Below are 21,862 nucleotides of genomic sequence, written 5' to 3'. Positions count from 1 at the left end.
GACGGCTGGTAAAAGCTTGTCGTGGGAGAGGGCTGTCATAGTCACCACTTCCACTCTCTGTTATCTCCGGTCATTTTCAACCTCGAACTCCACGCTCGCGTTCCTGCAGCCGAGGGGCAGGCCGCAAATTCTCTTTACGAGCCTGTATCTCCCTGGAGGAAGGTCCGGATAGGAACGGGGTTCTCCGGGGGATTCGTTTTCCGGCAGGTATTTCAGGGCAACACTCTGCTTCCAAGAATGGAATGGGGGCAGGTCGTAGAGTATGTCGAAAAAGAAAAATGGAGTCCTTACTCCAACCCAGCTCCCGTTCTCCCACCGGTAGATGATGTAGCCCTGGCCGAAGTAGATGGGCGCTAAACCGACGTTCCTTATCGTCAGTTCCGGCTCTTCGCCGGCTGAATACGTGCGCTTATCGAGGCTTATCATGAAGTGCGGCCCGGTGAGGCCCCAGAGGATGAGAACCAGGAGGCTTATTCCCGCTCCAACCTTCCACCTCATCCGACCACCTCAAACTCGGCCGAGAGCCTTATCTCGTCACTCCTGGCCCCGCAGCGCCCCCTGTCAATGATGACGGTTTTCTCTATCCGGTACTTCCCTGGAGGGATGGGCTCGAGGGTTCCAAAGGCACTCTTTCCCTTCACAAGGATAGCCAGCGGTATCCTCTGAGTCCAGTTGCCGCCGGGCGGTATCGTGTAACCGATCATCGTGAACGTGAAGCCCGGAGAGATTTCCTCCCACTTATCATCCTCGAGCCGGTAGAGCCGGTAAAAGGCGCCGACTAGGAGCGTCTCGCTCCCGGTGTTGATTATCGTGAGGGTGAGATTATTCCCAACGCCGTATGTGGTTCTGTCGAGAACCATGATGGCAATGCCAGTCTGGGAGATCTCATCATCTTCAGTGGGGGTGCTCTTCCTTACATTTTCAGCGTAGAGGATGCCGGAGATGATGAGAATGACTAGGATCAAAGCAACAACTGCGGCTGTGCGCCCCATGCTTCACACCGGATTAAATTCATCGACTCAGGCTTTAACCCTTCCCAACGCTTCAAAAGGGGTTGAAATGAAGAAAAGAAATCACTCCCTGAGCGGGAGTCCGTAGTCGAAGGAGTAGTAGACCTTCTGGAAGTTCTGCCTGAAGTAGAAAACGTCGCGCTCGACCTTCTTCGGGTCCTCCTTGTCTATGAGGACGCGCCTGATGAAGTGGGCGATCTCCTTCATGTCGTCCTCGAGCATGCCGACGCGGGTCATCTCCTGGACGCCTATGCGCAGGCCGCTGGGCTCGTTGACCTTCTCAAGCGGGTCCCAGGGCAGGAGGTTCTTGTTGAGGATTATACCTGCCTCCTCGAGGAGTGGAGCCGCCCAACCGCCGGCGGCAGGGTGCAGGTCGCTGACGTCGACGATGACCTGGTGGCTCTCGGTGTAGCCCTTGTCCTCGCCGATGACCTTGAAGCCCTCCTCGGCCATAGCCTCGGCCAGGGCCTTGGCGTTCTTGACGATCTGGGCCGCGTACTTCTCACCGTACTCAAGCATCTCCGCGGCGGTGACCACCTTTCCTGCCATGTGGTGGAGGTGGTGGTTGCTCAGAACACCCGGGAAGATGGCCCACTGGAGCCTGGCTATCTCCTCGGTCTCTCCGAACCTCTTGTAGATTATGACACCACCCTGGGGTCCGGGGAATGTCTTGTGGGTCGAGGCGGTGATTATGTCGGCTCCCTCGCGGAGCGGGTCCTGGAACTGCTTTCCGGCGATGAGGCCGAGAACGTGGGCGGCGTCGTACATGACGTAGGCGCCGACCTCCTTGGCGACCGGGGCGAGCTCCTTGACCGGGTGCGGGAACGGGAAGAGCGAGCCGCCGAAGACGACTATCTTGGGCTCGAGCTCGCGGATGAGCTGGGCAGCCTTGTCAACGTCGATGTTGAACTCCTCGTTGTCGAAGGGCCAGGTGTGGACGTCAAGGCCGCGCATTCCGGCGGCACCGAAGGGCATGTGGCTTATGTGGCCGCCGTGGCTGGTGTGGAGAACGATGGCCTTGTCACCGGCGTTGGTGAGTCCGAAGAAAGCGGCCTGGTTGGCGTTGGTTCCGGAAATCGGTCTGAGGTCAGCAAAATCGCTCCCGAAGAGCTTGGTGAACAGCTCGACACCGATGAGCTCAACCTCGTCAACATACTTGCAGCCCTGGTAGTAGCGCTGCCTCGGCCAGCCCTCGGCGTACTTGTGCATGAATCCGCTAGCAACGGCGCGGGTGACGCTTGGGGAAGTTATGTTCTCACTTGCGATGAGGTTTATGGTGTGGCTCCTCCACTTTTCGTGCTCCTCAACAAAATTCAGAACCCTGTCGCGATAGTCTTTGTATCCATCAGCCATGGGAAACACCTCGATGGGGATTTGAACGCGGGGAATATAAACCTTACCGAGGGAGGGAAAAATCGAAGGGTCAGCGGCGGAGCTTCGCCGCTAGCCACATCAGGATTGGGAGCACTATGAAGGCCAGCATGTCTCCAGTGTCGCCCGCGAACGCCAGCACATCGGCGAAGTTCCTGACGCCCGCGAAGTATAGAACCGCCGGTGGAATCACCGTGAGCGCCCAGGCAACCTTCCTGTCAAGCCTCACGAACTCCTCGCTGTTGCTCTGCTGTGCAAGCGCGATGCCTATGTAGCTAGTCGTTATCGCTAGGAGCGGGATGAGGTTGCCGACGATTCTGCCGAGGTGGCCGTAGAGCAGTTCGAGTCCCTGCGTTGCTATCTCCGGTGTCTCCGTTCCGAAGACGAGCAAGAACGCCGCCATGAAGACCGCATAGATGACCGTCGGGATGAGGAAGGCGAGAACGATGACCTTCTTGGTCTCCTCGTAGCTTCCGAGCCCCTTGTAGACGTCGGGGATTATGGTGTGGCAGCCGAGGGCGAAGATGGCGACGCCGGTTATGCTCAGTATTCCGCCCAGCTCCGTGTAGAGGCCGTTGCTGAGTTCCGCGTGAGGAACGAGCATCAGGGTGACGCCGATGAAGAGGGCCAGCATGACGTAGCTCATTATCAGTTCGGTCTTTCCGCTCGCCTCAAGCCCGCGGTAGACGACGAAGGAAGCCAGTACCCAGAATATCGCCGCTCCCAATGTATCGCTGACGCCGAAGAGGCTCGCGAAGACGCTTCCCATTCCGGCTATGTACGCCAGGAGCGCCCCAAAGCTCATTATGAATATGCTCAGATACATCAGCCACCCGCCTGCCCTTCCGAGTACTCTGTTGGCCATGGTGCTCATCTGCGCCCCGCCCATCTCCGCGGAGAACTTCAGCACTATGAACGCCGTCGCGAGCATGAGGAGCATGACCCCGAAGAGAACCGCCATTGCCGGAACCAGGCCAACTTTGCTAGCCGCGTACGGCAGGCCCAGCACCCCGGCGCCGATCTGGGTTCCCACCAGTATTGCCAGCGCCTCGTTTTTCGAGATGTGAGCCTTCTCCACCCTTATGGTGCTCGTCCTTATCGCCGCGACGCCCTTCCGCTTCCTCATGAGTTGAATCAACGCGGCCTTCCTTCTGAGCTTCTTCCTCCTCGCGAGTGCCACCCTCTCGGCGTAATAACGCCCGTGTGAAGTGGTGACCTTTCTCCTCGGTGTTCCATCGGTCACTGGCATTCTCTCACCCCCTGTTTCCGCAGATGTGTTCATGGATACAATTTAAACCCTCCCACGGAAACATGAAGCCCGTTTCAAAGATTCTTCGGTGGGAAGCCCGGGAACCTCTCAACCTCGGGCAGGATTTTTAAGGATGGCCGAGTAGGTGTGAACATGATAGAGGAGGCAGCCAAACTGCTGGCCCGCTCAAGGTTTGCGATTGCTTTTACGGGTGCTGGAATAAGCGCCGAGAGCGGCGTTCCTACGTTCAGGGGCTTCAACGGGCTGTGGAAGAAGCACCGACCCGAGGAGCTTGCGACGCCCGAAGCCTTTCGGAGGGACCCCCGCCTCGTCTGGGAGTTCTACAAGTGGCGCATGGACCTGATACGGAAGGCCAAGCCAAACAGGGCGCATTACGCGCTGGCGGAGCTTGAGGAGATGGGTATTCTGAAGGCCGTCATCACCCAGAACGTTGACGACCTCCACCGGGAGGCTGGAACGAGGAACCTCATCGAGCTTCACGGCAACATCTTCAGGGTCAGGTGCACCTCCTGCGGTTACGGTGAGTACCTCAAGGAGAGCGGAAGGCTGGAGGAGTTTCTCCGGGAGAAGGACCTTCCCAGGTGCCCGGACTGTGGCTCCCTCCTGCGGCCCGACGTCGTGTGGTTTGGAGAGCCGCTCCCGAGGAGTGCCCTCGACGAGGCTTTCCGGCTCGCGGAGAGGGCCGACCTCGTTCTGGTCATAGGCACCAGTGGCGTCGTCTATCCGGCCGCGTACGTTCCGCAGATAGTCAAAGAAACCGGCGGAAAGGTTATCGAAATCAACCCGGAGGAGAGCGGGATAACGCCCATAGCCGACGTTTTCCTGCGCTGTCCTGCAGGAGAGGCCATGGAGAAGCTGATGACAAGGGTTAAGGGGCTGATAGGATGAGCGGAAAGGTTCTGCTGGTGGGATTCCTGCCCGATGAAGTCGAGAGACTGCGGGAGGTACTTTCGGTTCCGGTTTTTGAGGTTCCTGAGTACTGCAAGGACTGGGCCGTGAGCGAGGTGGTTGATAAGGTGGAGGAGCTGAGCGGCTCGAGCTACTGGCACCTCAGGAAGTTCGTGATAATGCACGACGTTGGCAACGAGACGCTGAAGGAGGTAATCCACTCCGTCAAGTCCCTCAACCTGGGCAGGGTTATCTTCGCCACGACCACCGAGACCTCGCTGACCTGGAAGCTCGAGGACCTGCTCAACGAGCTGATGGCCGAGGACGAGTACTTCAAGGCCGCGCGCTGGGCTCGTGAGGAGGCGGAAAAGAGGAAGGGCCTTTTCCTCGACATCGGGAAGGGTTAAATATCTTGAACGAGTAGACTGCGGTGGGTGAAGGAATGATAAAGGTCGTGTTCTTTGACCTGGACGATACGCTCGTGGACACGAGCAGGCTGGCCGAGATGGCGAGAAAGAACGCGATAGAGAACATGATACGGCACGGTCTTCCCGTTGACTTTGATACCGCCTACCACGAGCTCCTTGAGCTGATAAACGAGTACGGGAGCAACTTCGGTAGGCACTTCGACTACCTGCTTAGGCGCCTCGACCTGCCCAGCAACCCCAAATGGATAGCCGCCGGCGTCATAGCGTACCACAACACGAAGTTCGCCTACCTGAAGAGCGTCCGCGGCGTCAGACGGCTCCTGCTTGAGCTGAAGAAGTCCGGCTATAAGCTTGGCATAATAACCGACGGCGACCCGATAAAGCAGTGGGAGAAGATAATCCGCCTCGAGCTGGACGACTACTTCGACGGCGTCTTCATCTCCGACTACCTCGGCGTCAAGAAGCCCCACCCGAAGATATTCCAGAAAGCCCTGAGGAAGATGGGCGTCGAACCTGGGGAGGCGCTGATGGTGGGCGACAGGCTGTACTCCGACATCTACGGTGCTAAGCAGGTTGGCATGAAGACCGCCTGGTTCAAATACGGCAAGTACGCCAACAGAGAACTCGAATACCTCGAGTACGCTGACTTTACAGTGAGCTCTCTGGAGGAGATTCTGGATATAGTCAGGGGGTTGAACCTTGAGGAGAGGGAAGAGCGTCCAGATAAGGAAGTTCATGCTGATTGACTCCTCATACAAGTCGAAGATTCTCAGGGGCGACAAGGTCACCACGATACGCTACGGCGACTACGAGGCCAAGCCGGGGAGCGAGGTTTACCTCGTCATAACGCCGAGCGACACGGCTATAGCGAAGGTCAGGATAACCCGCGTTGAGAAGAAGAAGGTAAGGGAACTCACCAACGAGGATGCAAAACTCGACGGCTTCTCCGACGTCAGAGAGCTTCTCAGAGAGCTGAATAAAATCTACGGCGAGCTCTACGGTGATGACGAGGTCACGATAATCGGCTTCGAGGTTCTCAAAAGATTCGACGACGGGATTCCGCTCAAGTGGCTCAAGGGGCTGAACTACCGCGAGCCGACGGAGATAGCGCGCCTTTACCTAGAGAACCAGGAAAAACTGAACCTCAACCGCGAGACGGACTTCATAATGCGCCGCATCTACAACGAGGGCCTCGGAAGGGCCGTGAGAACCTTCGGGCCAAAGAAGGTTCAGGGAGCTCTTCTCAAGATCTACCACGCCCTCTACGCGGCGGGGGTAATCTGAGTCCGGGAGAGAAAAGCTTTTTTACGGCTTCGTCTTTCTTTAAACGCCATGGAGAGGGTTAAGTTCGACGCCAAATTTACCGCACTCACGGCCGGAGTTTTCATCATTCTGGTTCTCCAGGCGACTGGTTTAATCTACGGAATAAACGAATGGGTTAATTCGCAGCTTCCCCTCATGGATACGCCCCTGATGAACCTCTTCACGCGGTTTGGTGGCGACATATTTCTCGCGCTGTTTGGGGCATTTGCCGTAATCGCCGACTGGAGGGAGAAGGGCAGGGTCTCCCGGAACACGCTGCTTTTCATTCTCGCCGTCGCGATCGGTCTCGTTGCCGTTGGGGCACTCAAGCTCATCTTTGCAGAACCTAGGCCGAGGCCGGGCTACGGAACCTACGCATTCCCCTCGGGCCACACCTTCCGTGCTGCGGTGATAGCGGCCTACGGCTCCGACAGATGGAAAAAGTATGCCCCAGCCTTCTGGGCGTACGCCGTCGGAATAGCCCTCACGAGGCTCCTCCTCCACGTTCACTGGTTCGGCGACGTGCTCTTCAGCCTGCTCTTCGCCCCCTGGCTCTACTTACTGCTCAAATCACTCCTCGGAGGGAAGTCCGAATGAACGGCTTCCTTGAGGTGTTCCTCCTCTCGCTGATTCCAACCTTTGAGGGGCGCTATGCGATAGTTTACGGCATAGGCATGGGCTACCCCATGTGGGAGACGCTTTTGGCCGCTTCCCTCGGCGTTCTGCTCCTCTCGCTGGTCCTTCCGGCGGCCCTTCCATACATAGACAGGATGATGCTCTGGCTTGAGGGAACCTTCCTGAGGAAGATAGCCCACCTCTACCTCTACTACGTCGAACGGGTAAGGAAAAAGGCTCACCCCTACGTGGAGAAGTGGGGCTTCATCGGGCTGACGATATTCGTGGCGATACCGCTCCCCGGGACGGGCGTCTGGACCGGAGCTTTAGCGGCCTATCTCCTCGCCATAGAGAAGAGGCAGACGGTCCCGGCGCTGGTCCTCGGCGGGCTTTTGAGCATGGCGATAACGTTGCTGCCGGCTCTGGGACTGTTTGGATAAAAAGGAGAAGCTCAGGTAAGGCTCTTTCCCATCGTTTCTTCTCCCAGCGCCAGGACGTCCAGCGCGCCGATTATCGCCACCACCGCAATCACAAGTACCGCCAAGGCGCTCCCGCTCAGCTCCATTATCCTGCCGGCCAAGATCGGCGCGATTCCCCCGCCTATCCTCGCCATCGCTCCTGCCCAGCCGGTTCCGGTGCCCCTGACGGCCGTCGGGTAGAGTTCCGGCGTGTAGGCGTATATCGCTCCCCAGGCACCGAGGTTGAAGAAGCTGAAGGCTATGGCACTTGCGATTATCGCTGTATCGTTTCCTGAGTTGGCAGCGAAATAGAAGCCGACTCCGGCTATTCCCGAGAGCAGGAGGTAGTAGGAGAGGGTCTTCTTCCGGCCGATTCTCTCAAGCAGATAGGCGGCGCTCCAGTAGCCGGGCAGCTGGGCGATGGCAGTGATGATGAAGTACTGGAAGCTCTTGAAGACGGTGATTCCGAGGGTCGAGGCTAAGAACTTCGGAAGCCAGATGAAGAAGCCGTAGTAGGCGAAGGCTATGCTGAACCAGGCTATCGTGAGCATAAGTGTAACCCTTCCGTACTTTCTCCAGAGATCCATTACCGAGGTTTTCTTCGTCTCCTTCGGAACCTCAAGCCTGACGCTCACACCGAGGGCTTTCCTGATGATCTCCTCGGCCTCCTTAACGTGCCCCCTGATGAGCAGGTAGCGGGGCGATTCGGGGAGGGTGAGGAGCAGCGGAAGGATGAGTATTATCGCGCCGCCGAAGAGCAGTATGCTCCTCCAGTCGGCCTTCACGAGGATGGCAACCACTCCTATGATTATCGTTCCTATCGCCCAGAAGCTCTCGAGGATTGAAATCATCGCACCCCTTATCGAGCGGGGCATGAACTCGGCGAAGTAGGAGCTTGCAACCGGTAGCGAGCCGCCGAGGCCGAGGCCGACGATGAAGCGCAGGGCTATGAGGGCGTCCAGGCTACCCGCGAAGGAGCTGACTATCGAGCCGATGGAGAATGTTGCAACCGCGAGGGTGAGGGTTCTCTTCCGCCCAATCCTGTCGGCGAGATAGCCGAAGAGCCACGCGCCGAAGAGCATACCGAAGAGCGCCGCCGAGCCGAGGGATCCGAGCTTTGTGAGGCTGCCCTGGAAGGCGGGGTCGTTCTTGAGCAGGGCTATGACAAATCCTGCCGAGATGGTGTTCACGGCTATGAACGCCCATACGGTTCCAAGGATGGCTAAAAGCGTGTAGTGGAACTTATTCAACCGGGAGTTTTCGATGGCCTCCACCTTTCACCACCCGATTTCATTTGCATGAAGAAGTTTTTAAGCGTTTTCTCGGTCGTTCCGTCTTGTTACGCATATTTGGGCAATTCTCCGGGGATTCTGGAGAGTAACGTGACTTCACGTTCTTTGATAGTGGTCCTCCCAGTCTTTTCGTCACTCAACGACCTTAGCTCCTGAGGGAGCCCTGAGCGCTCAGAGCCCCTCCATACGCTTCAGCACAATGACCTTTGCCTCGTCTATCACCAGCATCCAGACCAGCGCGTAGGCCCATATCAGCCCCGCGAGCTTCCAGCCTATCGGGGTCACGAAGATGCCGTAAACCACGACCAGTGTGGCGAGTATCTTGGTTATTATCGCCGACCAGAGGAGGAGCGAGCTTGGATAGGGCTTCTCCCACAGGTGTCCCCTTGCCCTCGTGACGAATATCGTCAGATGCCCAGCGACCGCGAGCTTGAGGAATATGAAGGACTGGATTTCAGGTCTGCTGAGGAGCAGCACCCTGTCGGCGATGTAGAACAGTATGAACGAGCTGACGACTCCGACGAAGCCAAGGAGCGTTGAGAGGATTAGAACCTTGTACATGTTCCATTTAACGGGCTTTTGCGGCGTAACGACGTTGTCGTAGGCTATCGCCAGGATGGGGGCGTCGTTGAAGAGCGCCAGGAGCACTATCATCACCGCGGTTATCGGATAGAAGTTGAAGACAAGTATCGCGAAGGTTATGAAGAAGAGCACCCTGATGGTCTCCGTAATCCTGTATATGACGTAGCTCTCCATCCTCTGGAAGATTCGCCGTGCCTCCTGTATGGCGTGGGCGATGACGGACAGTCCGGGCTGGAGGAGGACGACGTCCGCCGCTGCTCTTGCCGCGTCGGTCGCACCGGAAACCGCTATGCCGCAGTTCGCCTTCTTCAGTGCGGGGGCATCGTTGACGCCGTCCCCGGTCATCGCAACCAGATGGCCCCTCCGCTGGAGCGCGTCAACTATGTGGAACTTGTGCTCCGGGAAAACCTCGGAAAAGCCGTCCGCCCCCTCCACGAGCTTCTCGACTTCCGAGTCCCTCTTCGCCTTCAGCAGCTCGCTCATGGACACTATCCTCGTTCCGAGCCCGAGTATCTTCGCTATGTGCCGCGCTATCGCTATGTGGTCTCCCGTCACCATCTTGACGTTTACCCCAAGCCGCCGTATCTGTTTAATGGCCTTCGGGGCGTCGTCCCTTGGAGGGTCGAAGAGAGGAATTATTCCGACGAACTCCCACCTGCCGTTTCTGGTTCTGGCCACGCCGAGGGCGCGGTAGCCGTCCTGGGCCAGCTCGTCCACGGTCTCCGTCGCCTTCCTCCGAACTTCCTCCGGGACGTCACAGAGGTCGAGTATGACCTGGGGCGCTCCCTTCGCCACCTTGAAGTTCTCGTCGTTGGTTATCTCAGCCTCCGTGCGCTTTATCACCGGGTCGAAGGGGGTGAAGTGCACCTGCCTGAACCTCTTCAGAAGCTCCCCCAGATTGAACCTCTCTACAGCCCTCAGAATCGCGAGGTCTATGGGGTCGTTGTCCTCCTCCCTGCTCGCGAGTACGGCGTAGAGAACGACGTCCCTTTTGGTGTAGCCGTTGAAGGGCACCGGATCGCCAACCGTGAGCTCGTTTTTCGTCAGCGTCCCGGTCTTGTCGGAGCAGAGGACGTCAACACCCGCCAGCTCCTCTATCGATACGAGCTTGGTGACGATGGCCTGCTTCTTGGCGAGGTTCAGCGCGCCTATGGCCATCGTTATGCTGAGAACTGCGGGCATCGCCGCCGGAATTGCGGCCACGGTCAGCACGAGGCTGAAGCGCAGCGCCTCAAGGAGGCTCTCGTGCCTGTGTATTGCGACCAGAAAGACTATCGAGACGAGTATTAGGGAGATTACTATCAGGTAGTCGCCTACCTTGATCACCATCTTCTGGAACGAGCTCACCGTTTCGGCGCTCTCGACCAGCTGGACGGTCTTTCCGAAGTAGGTGTTGAGGCCCGTTCCGATTACCACCGCCGTCATCTCACCCTTCTTCACGAGCGAGCCCGAGAACGCTATGTCGCCCACCTTCTTCGTAACCGGCAGCGATTCGCCGGTCAGGGCGGATTCATCGACCGTCAGGTAGTCCCCCTCTATGAGCTTAACGTCCGCGGGTATTATGTCGCCCATCCTGAGCCTTATTACGTCGCCGGGGACGAGCTCCCTCGCCGGTATGACGCTCCACTTCCCGTCCCTAAGAACGCGCGCCTTCAGCGCCATCTTCTGTTTGAGGAACTCTATAACGTTCTCCGCCTTGTGCTCCTCCCAGAACCCAACGAGGCCGTTGAGTGCGAGCAGCGTGACGATTATCCAGAAATCCGCCCAGTGCTTGACTACTGCCGAGAGCACAGCGGCGATCTCAATCATCCAGGGAATCGGCCCCCAGAAGTAGGAGAGAAACTTGATGATGGGATTGACCTTCTTTTCGGGGATTTCGTTGGGTCCGTATTTCTCGAGCCGCTTCTTTGCCTCCTCGGAGGAAAGACCCTTTATGGAGGTTCCAAGGGCTTTTAAAACGTCATCGACACTCATATGTTTGTAATCTTTCTCTACAGGCATTTTCACCCCCAGAATGAGTCGGGCGGAATTTTTTATACAACTTTTGTTACAAAAGTCTAAGTGTCATGCAACTAAGAAAAGAAATTGGAGGGGCAATCACTTCGTCGCCCTCGTTATGCCAACATCCTCCACGAGAACGTAGGGCGTTGAAACCGGCGTGCTGACCTCCCACCAGTGGATGTGGTAGCTCTCCTTTCCAAGGGCCTTGATTCCCTCGAGGATCCTCTGGAAGTTGTCGCTGACGCGGATGTTCCTTATCGGCCTCAGCTCGCCGTTCTCGACGAGGAACATCCCATCCCTCGGGATGGTCGAGAAGTCGCCGGCGACGTAGTTCTGGAAGCGGGTGTACCAGACGTTGGTGATGTAGATTCCCCTCTTGACCTCGCTGAACAGCTCCTCCCTGGAGTAGTCGCCCGGCTCAAGGACGATGTTCCAGGCGTGGGGCATTATGAGGCCAGCGTTGGCCGTCGTCTCGGTTCCGTACTTCTTCGCCATGCTCGTGTTGAGCAGGAACGTCTTGAAGGTTCCGTTCTCGATTATCGTTGTTTCCCTCGTGGGCACTCCCTCGTCGTCGAACTTCCTCGTTCCGTAGCCGTTGGGCATGTTGCCGACGTCCTTTATAGTGACGATGTCGTTGGCAACCTTCTGGCCGAGCTTGTTCACCAAGAAGCTGAAACCGGCCTCTGCCGCGTAAGCCGATGTCATGAAGCTCATGTAGCTCAGCAGGTTCGCAAACGCTAACGGGTCGAAGATTACGTCGAACTTCCCCTCCGGCCCCTGCTCCGGGTTCTGGGCGAGCTTTGCTATCTCTCCGGCCTTCCTCCCGGCGCTTTCGGGGTCGAACTTCTTGAGAACCCTCACGGAGTTCGTTCCGTGGCCGCTCTCAAGGTCTCCGATGAAGGCTCTGACGCTTATCTCTATCCCGGTGCCCTCGTCGAAGGCCTCAACGCCGTTACTCGTGGTCAGGTAAAGCTTGTTGTGGTCGGTGTAGAGGACACCCGCTACCCTCTTCGCCCCCTCCTCAAGGGCGGCGTTGATGGCCCTCTCCACGTACTCGTTCGGCTCGTCGAGTTCGACTATGGCCTTGTCGAAGGTCTCCGGGATGTCCTTATACTGGAACGGCCCCTCAGCTATTCCGTAGTAGTCCTCCTTCGGCGCCATGCCCTTCATGTTGCTCAGGAGGGTTTTCAGAGTCCTCTCGATGTTCTCTTCGCTCAGCTCGGTGATGCTCGTTCCGGCGACGCGCTTCTCAAGCTCGACGAACAGCTCCACCTTCCTCTCGTGCCAGTTCTTGGCAACGGTTATCTCGTTGTTGGCGAAACGAACCTGGCGCCTGTCCATCTCGTAGCCCAGAACGACGACGTCGCCAAATCCAAGCTCCTTGGCCTTCTTCAGGATGAACTCGTTAACGTCGAACATCTCCACCACCTCACGGCCTCCTCAGCGGTATATCCCTGAGCCTCGCGTGCGCTCCACCCATCCAGACGGGGACGCCCTGTCCGGGTTCGCCCTTCCCGCAGGTTCCCGGGTAGTACTCGACATCTTTGCCCACGGCATCGACGCTGCTCCACAACGCTCTGGTGGTTATCTCAAGGATAGGCCTCCTGACCGGGTGCTTTATCTCGCCGTTCTCGATGAGGTAGGCCTCCCTGCCGATGTACCTCTGCTGATAGCGCCTGTCGTCGATGTTCCATTCGTTGAACGAGACCATGTAAACACCGAGCTTGATGTCCTCAATCAGCTCCTCGAATGAGTAATCCCCGGGTGCTAGGTAGGTGTTGGCCATCCTGACTATCGGCTCGCGGTTGTAGTTTATCGCTCTCGCGGCCGCGTTGGAGCGCTGGCCAAGCTTATAGGCGTACTCCCTATTCGTGAGGAACTCGGTGATTATTCCTTCCCTGATGAGGTAGCGCGGCCTCGCTTTGACGCCCTCGTCGTCGTAGAGGTAGAAGCCCCAGCTGTTCGGCAGGGTCGGGTCCTCTATGACGGTGACGGCTTCACTTCCAATCCTCTCACCGAGCATATCCGGCTTGACGAAGCTCTCTCCGGCCTGAGCGGCTTCCCTTCCGAAGATCCTGTCGGCCTCGTATGGGTGGCCGACGCTCTCGTGGACGGCTATGCCCGCCACCTCGGGACTTATGACAAGGTCAACCCTGCCCTCAGGCGGCTTCTGGCCTTCGTAAATCAGCTTCTTGAGGGCCTGGACATCCTTCACCGCCCAGTTCCACGGCTCGTCCTTCTCGATGAGCTCCAATCCGCCGGAGAACGCCCTCTGGACGAAGGGAGCCTGCTCCATCTGGCCGTTCTCGAAGACAACGAGGTTGTACATCACCGAGACTCTCGGTATGACGCTCTCGATGAATGCCCCATCGCTGTTGGCTATTATCTTGTGCCACACCTGATCGGAGTAGCCGAGGTAGCGCATGGGCACGTTTACCCCGGTTGCCTTTACCTCCTCCTCGACCTTCCTGAGGAGCTCCATCTTCTCCTCCGGGGAGACGTCCCTGAAGTCCTTGCGCATCCTGACCTCGTAATAAACCTCGTGGAAGTCCTCATCGCTGAACCTTATGGGCTCGTTTCTCACCTTGGAGGCCGCTCTGGCCAGCTTGACGGCCTTCTTGACGGCCTCGCTCACGCTCTCCTTCGTGAGGACGTTGGTGCTTGCGAAGCCCATTCCTCCATCGACCAGAACCCTTACGCCCATTCCCCTATCGGCGAGTATCTCAAGGCCTTCGGGATTGCCGTTCTTCATAGCCAGAGAAGTGCCGTTCTTCTCCTCAAAGCGAGCCTCGGCATAGCTTGCCCCCAGTTCGAGGGCCTTCTCAACCGCGAACTCTACGAGTTCATGCATGCACATCACCTCGGTTTACTGCATAGAATAGTGCGTCCGGAAGTATAAAAGTCTTTCCGTTAAGATGGCGGTCGAAAAGAGGGCACCTAAACTTTTAGACAAGTTGAAATCAACGGACAAGAGGCTCAAAATTAAACTCTATTGGAAGAAGAGGAGAACCGGAGCCCCCAGAAATTTCAAAACTTCTCCTCGCATTCACACGGCTTCTTTCCGCAGTAGGGGCAGACGCCGGGATATTTCTTCTTCGCCGCTTCCTCAATATCGATATCGAGTAGGTTGGCCAAGCTGGCGAGCCACGCTAAAACGTCGGCGAACTCCTCCTCCATGGCCTCGCGGTCGTTCTTCCTTATCGCCTCGCTCAGCTCACCGACTTCCTCTACGAACCAGAGGAAGGTTCTCTCCACTCCCCTCTTCGAGTCCTTGTGGAAGTAGATCTCCCTAATCATCTCCTGAAACTCACGTATCTCCATGTTCTCACCTGAGGGGAGGGGAAGAAAAGGGCTTAAAAATCACTCGCTAGCTACCTCGATGAGCTTCCTCATGTGGATCTCAACGGTGTCAAAGACCTCGGCCTCAACGTCCCCCTGCTTCACTATCAGCGGGAGCTCGGTGCAACCGAGGATGACGCCTTCGATTCCTTCTTTCTCTATGTAGCGGTTGATGAGGTCGATCACCCAGTCCCTGCTGGCGAAGTTCTCGAACATAAGCTCCTCTGTGATAATTCTGTTCAGCTCGTCCATCTCCTCCTCGTTCGGCGTGATGACATCGAAACCGGCCTCGCGGAGGGCGTTCTTGTAGAAGTCGGCGGTCATGGTTGTCTTCGTCCCGAGGAGGAGAACCCTCTTGACGCCTCTCCTCTTTATCTCCTCGATGAGCGCATCGATTATGCTCACCATCGGGACGCTCACGGCTTCCTGAACGTCCGGGAAGACGATGTGCGGCGTGTTGGCCGAGAGCGATATTATCTCCGCTCCAGCATTCTCAAGGGCCTTGGCGGCCTTTATGAGTATCTCCTTCCTCCCCTCCCAGCCGTTCGGGTTGTGGATGAACTCCTTGAAGTTTATCGAGTAGATTATCAGCTCGGGAAAGACGTAGGGCTCGAACTTTTCGCGGCTTATCTCCAGGTATTTCTTGTAGTAATAACACGTCGCCTCGGGGCTTGTTCCGCCTATTATTCCTATCTTCCTCATGAGAATCACCAAGAAACGGGACATCCCAAGGTTTATGAGCCTTTTGGAGCATTAGAAGAAAATTTCTTCAAACGTATAGGAAAGCCTGGTTATCACACCCAGCTCGTCACTCCACGCGCAAAGTGGGGTGCCGTTGTAGGTTCCCTCCAGTATCAGTGGGTCGTACGGTACCGTACCGAGAAGGGGGACCTCCAGTTCCTCAGAGACGAACTTTTCAAGGGCCTCCAGGTTCTTTTCTGGTATGAGTGGCTTGTTGAGAATCACCCAGAAGTCCTCGATTCCCAGGTGGAGGAACTTCCTGATCGCCGAGTCCACCCAGTCGTTTAGGTTCCTCAGGGGCACTGTGCTGGGGTCTATGACGAGCACCTGATAATCGAGCTCCGGGATGAGTGGATGGGCGTCTATCGGAAGGCCCGAGGGAAAATCTATGAGAACGGCGCCGTATGCAGGTTTGAAGTACTCGATAAGAGTCGTTAGGTTTTTGAAGGATAGTCTATGCCGTATTGGGGCGTTGGGGTCACCCAGGAGGAGATGCAGGTTCTTTATCTCCATGTACGGATACGTTAACCACTCCAGGTCCATCCTTGGGTTCTCTAGGTAGGCGTGAATCGTGTATTTGGGAGCAACCCCGAACTGGAACGCCAAGTTGGGAAAGTACAGGTCGGCGTCGACGAGAAGAGTTCTGATGCCTCTCATGGCTAGGCAGGCCCCTATGTTCGCAGTTAGGGCGGTCTTACCGCTGCCTTCAAAACCGGTTATTCCTATGACCACCATCCCTGCTCACTTTGTAACGGCTTCTGACAATAATAAAACTGGGCGGCAAGGTTCAAAAATCTTTTCTTGAAAGTTAAAAAGAGGGAAAGGGCATCACTTGGGCATCTCCCTGACGTGAACATCGAGCTGCGGGAACGGTATCTCTATGCCTTCCTTCGTGTAGAGCTCGTAGATGCCCTTCGTTAGGTCTCCCTTGACTGCCCAGTAGTCCTCGGTCTTGGCCCAAGCGCGGAGCTGTAAGTTGATGGAGGAATCCGCGAGTGCGGTTATGACCACGCTTGGCTCGGGGTCGTCGAGAACCTGCGAGTGGTTCTTCATTAGGTCCATGGCTAGCTTTATGGCCCTGTCGAGGTCCGTGCCGTAGGCGACGCCTATGTCAACGTCAACCCTCCTTGTCGGCATCCTCGTGTAGTTTACGATTATGCTACCCCAGACGAGCTTGTTGGGTATCGTTATTACCCTGTTGTCGGGGGTTTTGAGCTCGGTGCTCATAAGTCCGATGCCGCTGACGCTTCCTGTCTGACCTGAGACCTCAACGACTTCCCCGAGGTCTATCGGCCTGAGGGCGGCGATCCAGACGCCCGCGGCGAGGTTGGTGAGCGTATCCTGCAGGCCGAAGCCCAAGATCAAGCCTATGACGGCCGATAGGCCGAGGATGAGCGGGGACACGGAGATACCGACTGCCCCCAACGCCACTATTATGATGACGACGTATAGCAGTACCGCCAGGAACCTCCCCAGGAACTCAACGACCAGAGGGGGGAGCTTCGTCTTCCTCATGCTCTTCTTGAAGAGCGAGACCAGAATCTTTGCCACGATGTAGCCCACTATCAGGATTATCAGTGCCGATACCAGTTGGAACGGCGTAACCCCTATGTAGGGCAGGGGCTCATCGAAGGCTACCATACTATCACCTCGAATGGTTTTAGAAGAATTGGTTAAGAAGGTAAAAAAGGTTTTTCCCTCATAGGCCGAGAATCGAAACTATTTCGTCCCAGAGCCTTTCGGCGAGTTCTCTTTTACTCATCCTCGGAATCTTTCGTACCGACTTCTCCGTCACGAGCAGAACCTCGTTCTCCTCACTACCGAAGGCCTTCAGCGTGTTTGCCACGACGAGGTCACTTCCGGCTCTCTCAATCTGCTTTCTCGCCGCTTCGATGAGCTCCTCCTCGCTGAGGCCAGTTTCGGCTTTGAAACCGACGAGAAACGTATCGGGCTGAAGTTCCTTAACCTTGTCTATTATCTTTGGCGTAGGTTCGAGCTCAAGCGTTAAGGCTTTTCCGCTCTTTATCTTTACGCTGGCCTTCTCCCTGACGCGGAAGTCGCTTACGGCGGCGGCGAGGATAACGACGTCGTATTTCTTGGCCTTTAACTCGTTCTCTATCGCCTGGAGCATCTCCTCGACGGTCTCGACCTCAACCTGGTTCTCGACGAAGCTGGGAACGCTCCCCTTCGCCCTGATGAGCGTGACCTCCGCCCCCCGGAGTTCCGCTTCCTCCGCTATGGCGACGCCCATCCTGCCGCTGCTCGCGTTGGTTATGTACCGTATCGGGTCTATGTACTCCCTCGTTGCGCCGGCAGTGACGAGAACGCGCTTTCCTTCGAGGGTCTTTGGATGGAGCTTTTTAATGACGCGGTACACTATCTCGTCTATCGAGGCGACCTTCGCCTTGCCCTCCTCGAATCTCGGGCCTATGAACTCGACGCCGAGCCTCTTGAGCTTCTCGATGTTCTCGACAACGATGGGGTGCTCGTACATGCTGGAGTGCATCGCGGGGGCTATCATAATCGGTGTGTGGGCGAAAGCGGTGGTTACGACTGTTGTCACGGGTGTGTCGTCTATACCGCAGGCGATTTTCCCTATCGTGTTTGCAGTTGCCGGGCAGACGAGGATCAGGTCGGCCTTGTTCTCGTGCTCTCCAGCTAATTCGACGTGCTCTATGAAGCCGGTGATTTCCGTCACGACGGGATTTCCGGTGGCGAACTCCATCGCGTAGGGATGGATTATCTTTTGAGCGTTCTCGCTCATGACGGCGTGGACTTCCGCGCCGTGTCGAATAAGCTCCCTGGCAAGTTTTACACACTCAACCGCGGCTATGCTGCCGGGGATTGCAAGAACGATTTTCTTCCCGAGAAGCTTCCGGCTCTTGGTGGCGTGAATAAGCTTAACGTGGTGAAGCATGATGACACCTCCAGAAGGGGTTGCACTAACTCATATATAATACTTAGGAGGGACTCAGAGTTCCCTCACGGCGTCGTCCTCGAACTTGCTAACCTCTTCCTTGGTGCCCACCCACACGACGATGGTCGGCTCGACGGTTATCATGCCGTCCTTTATCATGGGCTTTATCTCGCCTATGGCGTTCTCGATCTTGTAGCCCCTGTCAATGACCTCAACCACGATGGGCAGGTCCGTTGAGAGCCTCATGACGTCGGCGGAGTGAACGCGGCTCTTCTTTCCAAAGCCGTAGATGCCGCGGTACACCGTTGCCCCGGCGATGCCCATCTCGCGGAGCTTCTCCACTATCGCCTTGTAGAGGGGCTTTCCATCAAAGCGGTCGTTCTCGCCTATGTAGATGCGAAGGCGAAGCGTGTTCCAGTGTTCGACTTCAACCACAAGATCACCTCCTTGCAAGGACGAACCCGAGGAATATTAGGCCTATCGTGATTATAACGTTTGCCGAGACGTTCAGGGCAGCCACGAGGTACTCCCTCTCGCGCAGGAGCGAAAAAGTCTCGTAGGAGAACGTTGAGAACGTGCTCAACGCCCCGCAGAAGCCAGTCCCGAAGAAGAGCCTCCACTCGGTCGAGACCCCGATGCCCCAGAAGAGCAGGCCGTAGAGGTAGCCGAGGATAAGGCTGGCTATGCTGTTCACGAGGAGCGTTCCAACCGGGAAGTCCCTGTAAACCGGCAGTATTCCCGAGATGTAGAACCTCGCCAGCGCACCGAGGGCGCCGCCGAGCATTATCGCGGTTACTATTCTGAAGTTCATCTTCCCACCCCTGGATTCGCGACCTTCTGCCTTCCTCCCAGCATGCATCCAGCGATCCCTACTTAAGATTTTGGGAGTCTTCCATTGAGGGATTTCCTGGGATGACGGCAATACCCTTAAATAATTCCCCGCCGCCCTATGTGATGTGGCTACTATGCCTGGTGTCCCGAGCTTTGAGTTTGGAATAGAGACAATAGCCCTCGCCTCGCTGATGGTTCTCCTCTCGGGCATACTGGCGATGCTCATCAGCAGGAAGACGAAGTTCCCTTACACACCTCTCCTCGTTCTCCTCGGTGTTCTCGTGGGCCCCGTCCTGACTCTGATCCTTCCCCAGACCGCCAGGATGCTCTTCTACTACGTCCGCGCCTTTGGGCTCTTCCTGGTTCTCTTCGCGGCGGGATTCAGCCTCAGACTCGCCGTTCTCAAGGAGCACAAGCTCGTCATAACACTGCTCGACACGATTGGCCTTCTGGGAACTGCCATCTTAGCCGGCTGGTTCTTCTCGTGGGCTTTTGACGTCCCATTCCCTGTTGGCTTCCTCTTCGGGGCGGTGGTTTCTGGCACCGACCCCGCGACGCTGATACCGCTCTTCCAAGAGCACGAGGTCCCGGAGGATGTCGAGACGATAATCATCACCGAGGCCATATTCAACGGTCCCCTCGCGATAATACTCACGATGGTGGCCCTGTTCCTCATAATTCCGGAGATTCCCGGCTACGCACCGGTCGAACCGGTCTTGGAGGGTGCCGGCCTCTACGTTGCGGCTATCATCTACTTCCTCTACCAGATATTTGTCTCGGCCATCATAGGGGCGGTTATAGCCTACATAGCGTACCAGGCCATAGTGCGGCTTGGCCTCTACAGAAGCCCTTACACGCAGATACTCGGCCTGGCGATGGCCTTCGGGGGCTACGTTGTTGGAGAGTTCGTCGGTGCCTCGGGATTCCTCGTTGTCACCATAATCGGCCTCATCCTCGGAAACCACCGCGATTTCTTCAAGAGGGAAAGCAGTAAGGTGGACGATGCGGTGGAGAGAAACATGGAGTTCAACGACGTCCTCTCGACATTCTCGGTTATATTCATCTTCGTGCTCCTCGGCGCGAGCCTTGACCTCACGGACCTGCAGTGGGGGACGATAGCTACATCGCTCTTGGTGGCGCTGTTCGTGATATTCGTCGCCAGACCGCTGGCTTCCCTCGTTGTCCTGCCATTCACTGGCTTCAAGCGGTTCCTCTTCATCTCCCTTGAGGGGCCGAAGGGTGCCGTTGCCGCGAGCATGGCGATACTGCCGGTCGTCCTCGGCAGGGCCTACAACAGTCCCGAGATGATCGCGTGGGGAGAGCTGATACTGAGCGCAGGCCTTATGACGGTTCTGCTCTCGATGCTGCTGGAGTCGGCGTGGGTTTCGCTCCTCAGGGAGAGGCTCCTGGATTAGTCCGCCCCGAAGTTCAGGTAGTAGTGTATCTTCTCCTCAACTTCACCGTAGTCCCTTTTTGGAAGTCCCAGTCGCTCCCGGAGCCTCTTGTTCTCGGCTATCATCGCCGAAAGCTGTATCGCAAGGTTCTGGTTGTCCAGGGCGATGTAGTAGGAGCGGAACTTCAGGGGAGACCATTTGCCTTCCAGCTCGTAGAGTTCCTTTTCAAGTCGGGATATCTCCTCATTGAGTCTTTCGAACGTTTCCTCGTTGGCGTTGGGGTCGTCTTCGAGGTAGCCGTGAAGGAGGATTATCCTGATTGCCTCCTCCACCCGGAAGTCGTAGCGTTCGCAGAGTTCCTTGATTCTCTCCATAGTTTCGTCCGGAATCTTGAACGTTACCCTCCGCCAGCCCCTCTTTGGTCTCACTGTAAGCTTCATCTCCTCCTGGCCTCCAGCTCCGCCCTAAGCCTCTTGTTTTCCTCGCTGAGCTCTTTTCGAAACGCCATCAGGAACTCCTTGTCGCGCTTTGCGGTCTCCTCGAACTCGGTTAGTTCGATGTAGTTCGTTCTCATCTCGACGAGCCTCTTCTCGACCCTCTCTCTCTGCTCGATGAGAAGACGTAGCTTTAGGACCCTCAAAGTCCTCTCAAGCCCCTCCAGATCCCGGAACCTCACCTCTATCTCGCGTTTGTTCTTCCTTATCCTTCCCAGCTCGTCGTTCGTGACCTCTATCTCCACGGAAAGCCCCTCCGGCTTTTTCTGCCCCGGGTTTTCCTCACCGTTACCCCCGTTTCGAGGCCCTTCAGGGCTTCTATCGCCAGGAGCAGTGACGATATTTCATCCTTCGTTGGCTTCTCCTCGGCACGGTAGTCGAACTTGTCGATGAACGACCCGAGCCGCTCCCTGAGAACCCGCAGCTTTTCCAGCTGAACGGTCTCGAGCCTCTCCGCGGCATCCGGATTCGTCCGCCGAAGGATCGACAGCAGCATCCCGTAGTGTCTCCTGCAGAGCACCGATTCCGAGTCCTCGTACACCGGAAGGAGCTCCCCGATTCTCTCCGCAAGCGCCTCCACTGTGTTGGTCTCCTTCTCTTCCATCAACTGGCAGAGGAAGCATTCTCCCTCCTCGGGAATCCGACCCCTTTCCAGCGATGATACGTAGGACGAGAGCATGTGCTCGTAGATAATCGCCACTCCAAGCGGCCCTAGGAGGGGGTCGGAGTAGGCCTCCCTGAGGGTCTTCCATGCGTGGTAGGTGCAGAGACCCAGGCTCTCCTTGAACTTCTCTCGCACCCCTGGGTCGTTCACGTGCTCGTAGAGGATCGTCTCTATCTCTGACTCCTCGTATTTGCGGAGTATCCTGCAGACGGGACAGCCCTCTCCCATTGCATCCCGGAGGTACATGCCTATCAGGTCCATTCAC

General features: G+C 56.7%; 25 protein-coding genes. 7 read left to right on the top strand and 18 right to left on the bottom strand.

Annotation, left to right across the window (positions count from 1 at the left end; all coding sequences use genetic code 11):
• Nucleotides 1–60: 60 nt before the first annotated feature.
• The 4 genes from CDI07_RS04745 to CDI07_RS04730 form a co-directional block, all read right to left on the bottom strand.
• Nucleotides 61–498 (bottom strand): immunoglobulin-like domain-containing protein, encoded by a 438-nt coding sequence (locus CDI07_RS04745; RefSeq protein ID WP_088180513.1) that lies wholly within the window; start codon nt 496–498, stop codon nt 61–63.
• Nucleotides 495–992 carry an immunoglobulin-like domain-containing protein gene (locus CDI07_RS04740; RefSeq protein WP_088180512.1) on the bottom strand — a complete coding sequence of 166 codons (498 nt, stop codon included), beginning with the start codon at nt 990–992 and terminating at the stop codon, nt 495–497. Before CDI07_RS04740 ends, CDI07_RS04745 begins: the two co-directional genes overlap by 4 nt.
• A gap of 81 nt (nt 993–1,073) precedes the next feature.
• Nucleotides 1,074–2,363 (bottom strand): serine hydroxymethyltransferase, encoded by a 1,290-nt coding sequence (glyA, locus tag CDI07_RS04735; protein ID WP_088180511.1) that lies wholly within the window; start codon nt 2,361–2,363, stop codon nt 1,074–1,076.
• Nucleotides 2,364–2,433: 70 nt separating this feature from the next.
• Nucleotides 2,434–3,630, bottom strand: a complete 1,197-nt coding sequence (locus CDI07_RS04730; protein WP_088180510.1) for an aromatic amino acid transport family protein — start codon at nt 3,628–3,630, stop codon at nt 2,434–2,436.
• Between the two features lie 153 nt (nt 3,631–3,783).
• Here CDI07_RS04730 and cobB point away from each other — a divergent pair, with 153 nt between their 5' ends.
• From cobB to CDI07_RS04700, 6 genes are read left to right on the top strand one after another with little or no spacing between them, the layout of a single operon-like run.
• Complete coding sequence (cobB, locus tag CDI07_RS04725; protein WP_088180509.1) at nt 3,784–4,539, top strand: NAD-dependent protein deacetylase; 756 nt, start codon at nt 3,784–3,786, stop codon at nt 4,537–4,539.
• Entirely contained in the window at nt 4,536–4,946 is a 411-nt protein-coding gene (locus tag CDI07_RS04720; RefSeq protein ID WP_088180508.1) for a DUF3783 domain-containing protein, read from the top strand. The genes cobB and CDI07_RS04720 overlap by 4 nt, the downstream gene beginning before the upstream one ends.
• Before the next feature lie 35 nt (nt 4,947–4,981).
• Nucleotides 4,982–5,713 carry a TIGR02253 family HAD-type hydrolase gene (locus CDI07_RS04715; protein WP_088180507.1) on the top strand — a complete coding sequence of 244 codons (732 nt, stop codon included), beginning with the start codon at nt 4,982–4,984 and terminating at the stop codon, nt 5,711–5,713.
• Entirely contained in the window at nt 5,703–6,251 is a 549-nt protein-coding gene (locus CDI07_RS04710) for an ASCH domain-containing protein (RefSeq protein ID WP_088181544.1), read from the top strand. Before CDI07_RS04715 ends, CDI07_RS04710 begins: the two co-directional genes overlap by 11 nt.
• Before the next feature lie 48 nt (nt 6,252–6,299).
• Nucleotides 6,300–6,866, top strand: coding sequence for a phosphatase PAP2 family protein (locus tag CDI07_RS04705; RefSeq protein ID WP_088180506.1), 567 nt, complete (start codon nt 6,300–6,302; stop codon nt 6,864–6,866).
• Complete coding sequence (locus CDI07_RS04700) at nt 6,863–7,324, top strand: COG2426 family protein (protein ID WP_088180505.1); 462 nt, start codon at nt 6,863–6,865, stop codon at nt 7,322–7,324. The genes CDI07_RS04705 and CDI07_RS04700 overlap by 4 nt, the downstream gene beginning before the upstream one ends.
• An 11-nt stretch (nt 7,325–7,335) precedes the next feature.
• On the opposite strand, the gene CDI07_RS04695 is transcribed toward CDI07_RS04700, so the two are convergent.
• The 11 genes from CDI07_RS04695 to crcB form a co-directional block, all read right to left on the bottom strand.
• Complete coding sequence (locus tag CDI07_RS04695; RefSeq protein WP_088180504.1) at nt 7,336–8,616, bottom strand: MFS transporter; 1,281 nt, start codon at nt 8,614–8,616, stop codon at nt 7,336–7,338.
• Nucleotides 8,617–8,805: 189 nt separating this feature from the next.
• Nucleotides 8,806–11,217 carry a plasma-membrane proton-efflux P-type ATPase gene (locus tag CDI07_RS04690; RefSeq protein WP_226996613.1) on the bottom strand — a complete coding sequence of 804 codons (2,412 nt, stop codon included), beginning with the start codon at nt 11,215–11,217 and terminating at the stop codon, nt 8,806–8,808.
• A gap of 96 nt (nt 11,218–11,313) precedes the next feature.
• Entirely contained in the window at nt 11,314–12,636 is a 1,323-nt protein-coding gene (locus CDI07_RS04685) for a TldD/PmbA family protein (RefSeq protein ID WP_088180502.1), read from the bottom strand.
• 10 nt (nt 12,637–12,646) lie between these two features.
• Nucleotides 12,647–14,068: a TldD/PmbA family protein gene (locus CDI07_RS04680; RefSeq protein ID WP_088180501.1), complete on the bottom strand. Its 1,422-nt coding sequence runs from the start codon at nt 14,066–14,068 to the stop codon at nt 12,647–12,649.
• A gap of 176 nt (nt 14,069–14,244) precedes the next feature.
• Nucleotides 14,245–14,538: a MazG nucleotide pyrophosphohydrolase domain-containing protein gene (locus CDI07_RS04675; RefSeq protein ID WP_014011770.1), complete on the bottom strand. Its 294-nt coding sequence runs from the start codon at nt 14,536–14,538 to the stop codon at nt 14,245–14,247.
• 39 nt (nt 14,539–14,577) lie between these two features.
• Nucleotides 14,578–15,258 (bottom strand): aspartate/glutamate racemase family protein, encoded by a 681-nt coding sequence (locus CDI07_RS04670; RefSeq protein WP_088180500.1) that lies wholly within the window; start codon nt 15,256–15,258, stop codon nt 14,578–14,580.
• 51 nt (nt 15,259–15,309) lie between these two features.
• Nucleotides 15,310–16,032 carry a MinD/ParA family protein gene (locus CDI07_RS04665; RefSeq protein ID WP_088180499.1) on the bottom strand — a complete coding sequence of 241 codons (723 nt, stop codon included), beginning with the start codon at nt 16,030–16,032 and terminating at the stop codon, nt 15,310–15,312.
• A gap of 93 nt (nt 16,033–16,125) precedes the next feature.
• Nucleotides 16,126–16,938: a mechanosensitive ion channel family protein gene (locus CDI07_RS04660; protein WP_088180498.1), complete on the bottom strand. Its 813-nt coding sequence runs from the start codon at nt 16,936–16,938 to the stop codon at nt 16,126–16,128.
• Between the two features lie 58 nt (nt 16,939–16,996).
• Nucleotides 16,997–18,214: a bifunctional phosphopantothenoylcysteine decarboxylase/phosphopantothenate--cysteine ligase CoaBC gene (gene coaBC / locus CDI07_RS04655; protein ID WP_088180497.1), complete on the bottom strand. Its 1,218-nt coding sequence runs from the start codon at nt 18,212–18,214 to the stop codon at nt 16,997–16,999.
• A 54-nt stretch (nt 18,215–18,268) separates the two neighbouring features.
• Complete coding sequence (locus CDI07_RS04650; RefSeq protein ID WP_088180496.1) at nt 18,269–18,649, bottom strand: DUF190 domain-containing protein; 381 nt, start codon at nt 18,647–18,649, stop codon at nt 18,269–18,271.
• 4 nt (nt 18,650–18,653) lie between these two features.
• Entirely contained in the window at nt 18,654–19,025 is a 372-nt protein-coding gene (crcB, locus tag CDI07_RS04645; RefSeq protein WP_088180495.1) for a fluoride efflux transporter CrcB, read from the bottom strand.
• 154 nt (nt 19,026–19,179) lie between these two features.
• Between crcB and CDI07_RS04640 the strand changes: the two genes are divergently transcribed.
• Nucleotides 19,180–20,460, top strand: a complete 1,281-nt coding sequence (locus CDI07_RS04640; RefSeq protein WP_088180494.1) for a sodium:proton antiporter — start codon at nt 19,180–19,182, stop codon at nt 20,458–20,460.
• Here CDI07_RS04640 and CDI07_RS04635 read toward each other — a convergent pair.
• The 3 genes from CDI07_RS04635 to CDI07_RS04625 are packed head-to-tail and all read right to left on the bottom strand — an operon-like array spanning nt 20,457 to nt 21,858.
• The gene (locus CDI07_RS04635) at nt 20,457–20,879 is read right to left on the bottom strand and encodes a hypothetical protein (RefSeq protein ID WP_088180493.1); all 423 of its coding nucleotides are present in this window, start codon (nt 20,877–20,879) and stop codon (nt 20,457–20,459) included. The two genes, CDI07_RS04640 and CDI07_RS04635, sit on opposite strands and share 4 nt — an antisense overlap.
• Nucleotides 20,876–21,178, bottom strand: a complete 303-nt coding sequence (locus CDI07_RS04630; protein ID WP_088180492.1) for a hypothetical protein — start codon at nt 21,176–21,178, stop codon at nt 20,876–20,878. Before CDI07_RS04630 ends, CDI07_RS04635 begins: the two co-directional genes overlap by 4 nt.
• On the bottom strand, nt 21,169–21,858 hold the full coding sequence (locus CDI07_RS04625) for a DUF6062 family protein (protein ID WP_088180491.1): 690 nt from the start codon (nt 21,856–21,858) through the stop codon (nt 21,169–21,171). The genes CDI07_RS04630 and CDI07_RS04625 overlap by 10 nt, the downstream gene beginning before the upstream one ends.
• Nucleotides 21,859–21,862 lie beyond the last annotated feature (4 nt).

Origin of the sequence: Thermococcus sp. 5-4, assembly GCF_002197185.1 — an archaeon.
Lineage (GTDB): Archaea > Methanobacteriota_B > Thermococci > Thermococcales > Thermococcaceae > Thermococcus > Thermococcus radiotolerans.
Note: the sequence above shows the minus strand (reverse complement) of the source record. Positions and strands in the feature narration are given on the sequence as shown.

Excerpts from the sequence above, each read along its gene's own strand:
- CDI07_RS04745 (WP_088180513.1), bottom strand. The coding sequence starts at position 498 with ATGAGGTGGAAGGTTGGAGCGGGAATAAGCCTCCTGGTTCTCATCCTC.
- CDI07_RS04740 (WP_088180512.1), bottom strand. The coding sequence starts at position 992 with ATGGGGCGCACAGCCGCAGTTGTTGCTTTGATCCTAGTCATTCTCATC.
- glyA (WP_088180511.1), bottom strand. The coding sequence starts at position 2,363 with ATGGCTGATGGATACAAAGACTATCGCGACAGGGTTCTGAATTTTGTT.
- CDI07_RS04730 (WP_088180510.1), bottom strand. The coding sequence starts at position 3,630 with ATGCCAGTGACCGATGGAACACCGAGGAGAAAGGTCACCACTTCACAC.
- cobB (WP_088180509.1), top strand. The coding sequence starts at position 3,784 with ATGATAGAGGAGGCAGCCAAACTGCTGGCCCGCTCAAGGTTTGCGATT.
- CDI07_RS04720 (WP_088180508.1), top strand. The coding sequence starts at position 4,536 with ATGAGCGGAAAGGTTCTGCTGGTGGGATTCCTGCCCGATGAAGTCGAG.
- CDI07_RS04715 (WP_088180507.1), top strand. The coding sequence starts at position 4,982 with ATGATAAAGGTCGTGTTCTTTGACCTGGACGATACGCTCGTGGACACG.
- CDI07_RS04710 (WP_088181544.1), top strand. The coding sequence starts at position 5,703 with ATGCTGATTGACTCCTCATACAAGTCGAAGATTCTCAGGGGCGACAAG.
- CDI07_RS04705 (WP_088180506.1), top strand. The coding sequence starts at position 6,300 with ATGGAGAGGGTTAAGTTCGACGCCAAATTTACCGCACTCACGGCCGGA.
- CDI07_RS04700 (WP_088180505.1), top strand. The coding sequence starts at position 6,863 with ATGAACGGCTTCCTTGAGGTGTTCCTCCTCTCGCTGATTCCAACCTTT.
- CDI07_RS04690 (WP_226996613.1), bottom strand. The coding sequence starts at position 11,217 with ATGCCTGTAGAGAAAGATTACAAACATATGAGTGTCGATGACGTTTTA.
- CDI07_RS04685 (WP_088180502.1), bottom strand. The coding sequence starts at position 12,636 with ATGTTCGACGTTAACGAGTTCATCCTGAAGAAGGCCAAGGAGCTTGGA.
- CDI07_RS04680 (WP_088180501.1), bottom strand. The coding sequence starts at position 14,068 with ATGCATGAACTCGTAGAGTTCGCGGTTGAGAAGGCCCTCGAACTGGGG.
- CDI07_RS04675 (WP_014011770.1), bottom strand. The coding sequence starts at position 14,538 with ATGGAGATACGTGAGTTTCAGGAGATGATTAGGGAGATCTACTTCCAC.
- CDI07_RS04670 (WP_088180500.1), bottom strand. The coding sequence starts at position 15,258 with ATGAGGAAGATAGGAATAATAGGCGGAACAAGCCCCGAGGCGACGTGT.
- CDI07_RS04665 (WP_088180499.1), bottom strand. The coding sequence starts at position 16,032 with ATGGTGGTCATAGGAATAACCGGTTTTGAAGGCAGCGGTAAGACCGCC.
- CDI07_RS04660 (WP_088180498.1), bottom strand. The coding sequence starts at position 16,938 with ATGGTAGCCTTCGATGAGCCCCTGCCCTACATAGGGGTTACGCCGTTC.
- coaBC (WP_088180497.1), bottom strand. The coding sequence starts at position 18,214 with ATGCTTCACCACGTTAAGCTTATTCACGCCACCAAGAGCCGGAAGCTT.
- crcB (WP_088180495.1), bottom strand. The coding sequence starts at position 19,025 with ATGAACTTCAGAATAGTAACCGCGATAATGCTCGGCGGCGCCCTCGGT.
- CDI07_RS04640 (WP_088180494.1), top strand. The coding sequence starts at position 19,180 with ATGCCTGGTGTCCCGAGCTTTGAGTTTGGAATAGAGACAATAGCCCTC.
- CDI07_RS04635 (WP_088180493.1), bottom strand. The coding sequence starts at position 20,879 with ATGAAGCTTACAGTGAGACCAAAGAGGGGCTGGCGGAGGGTAACGTTC.
- CDI07_RS04625 (WP_088180491.1), bottom strand. The coding sequence starts at position 21,858 with ATGGACCTGATAGGCATGTACCTCCGGGATGCAATGGGAGAGGGCTGT.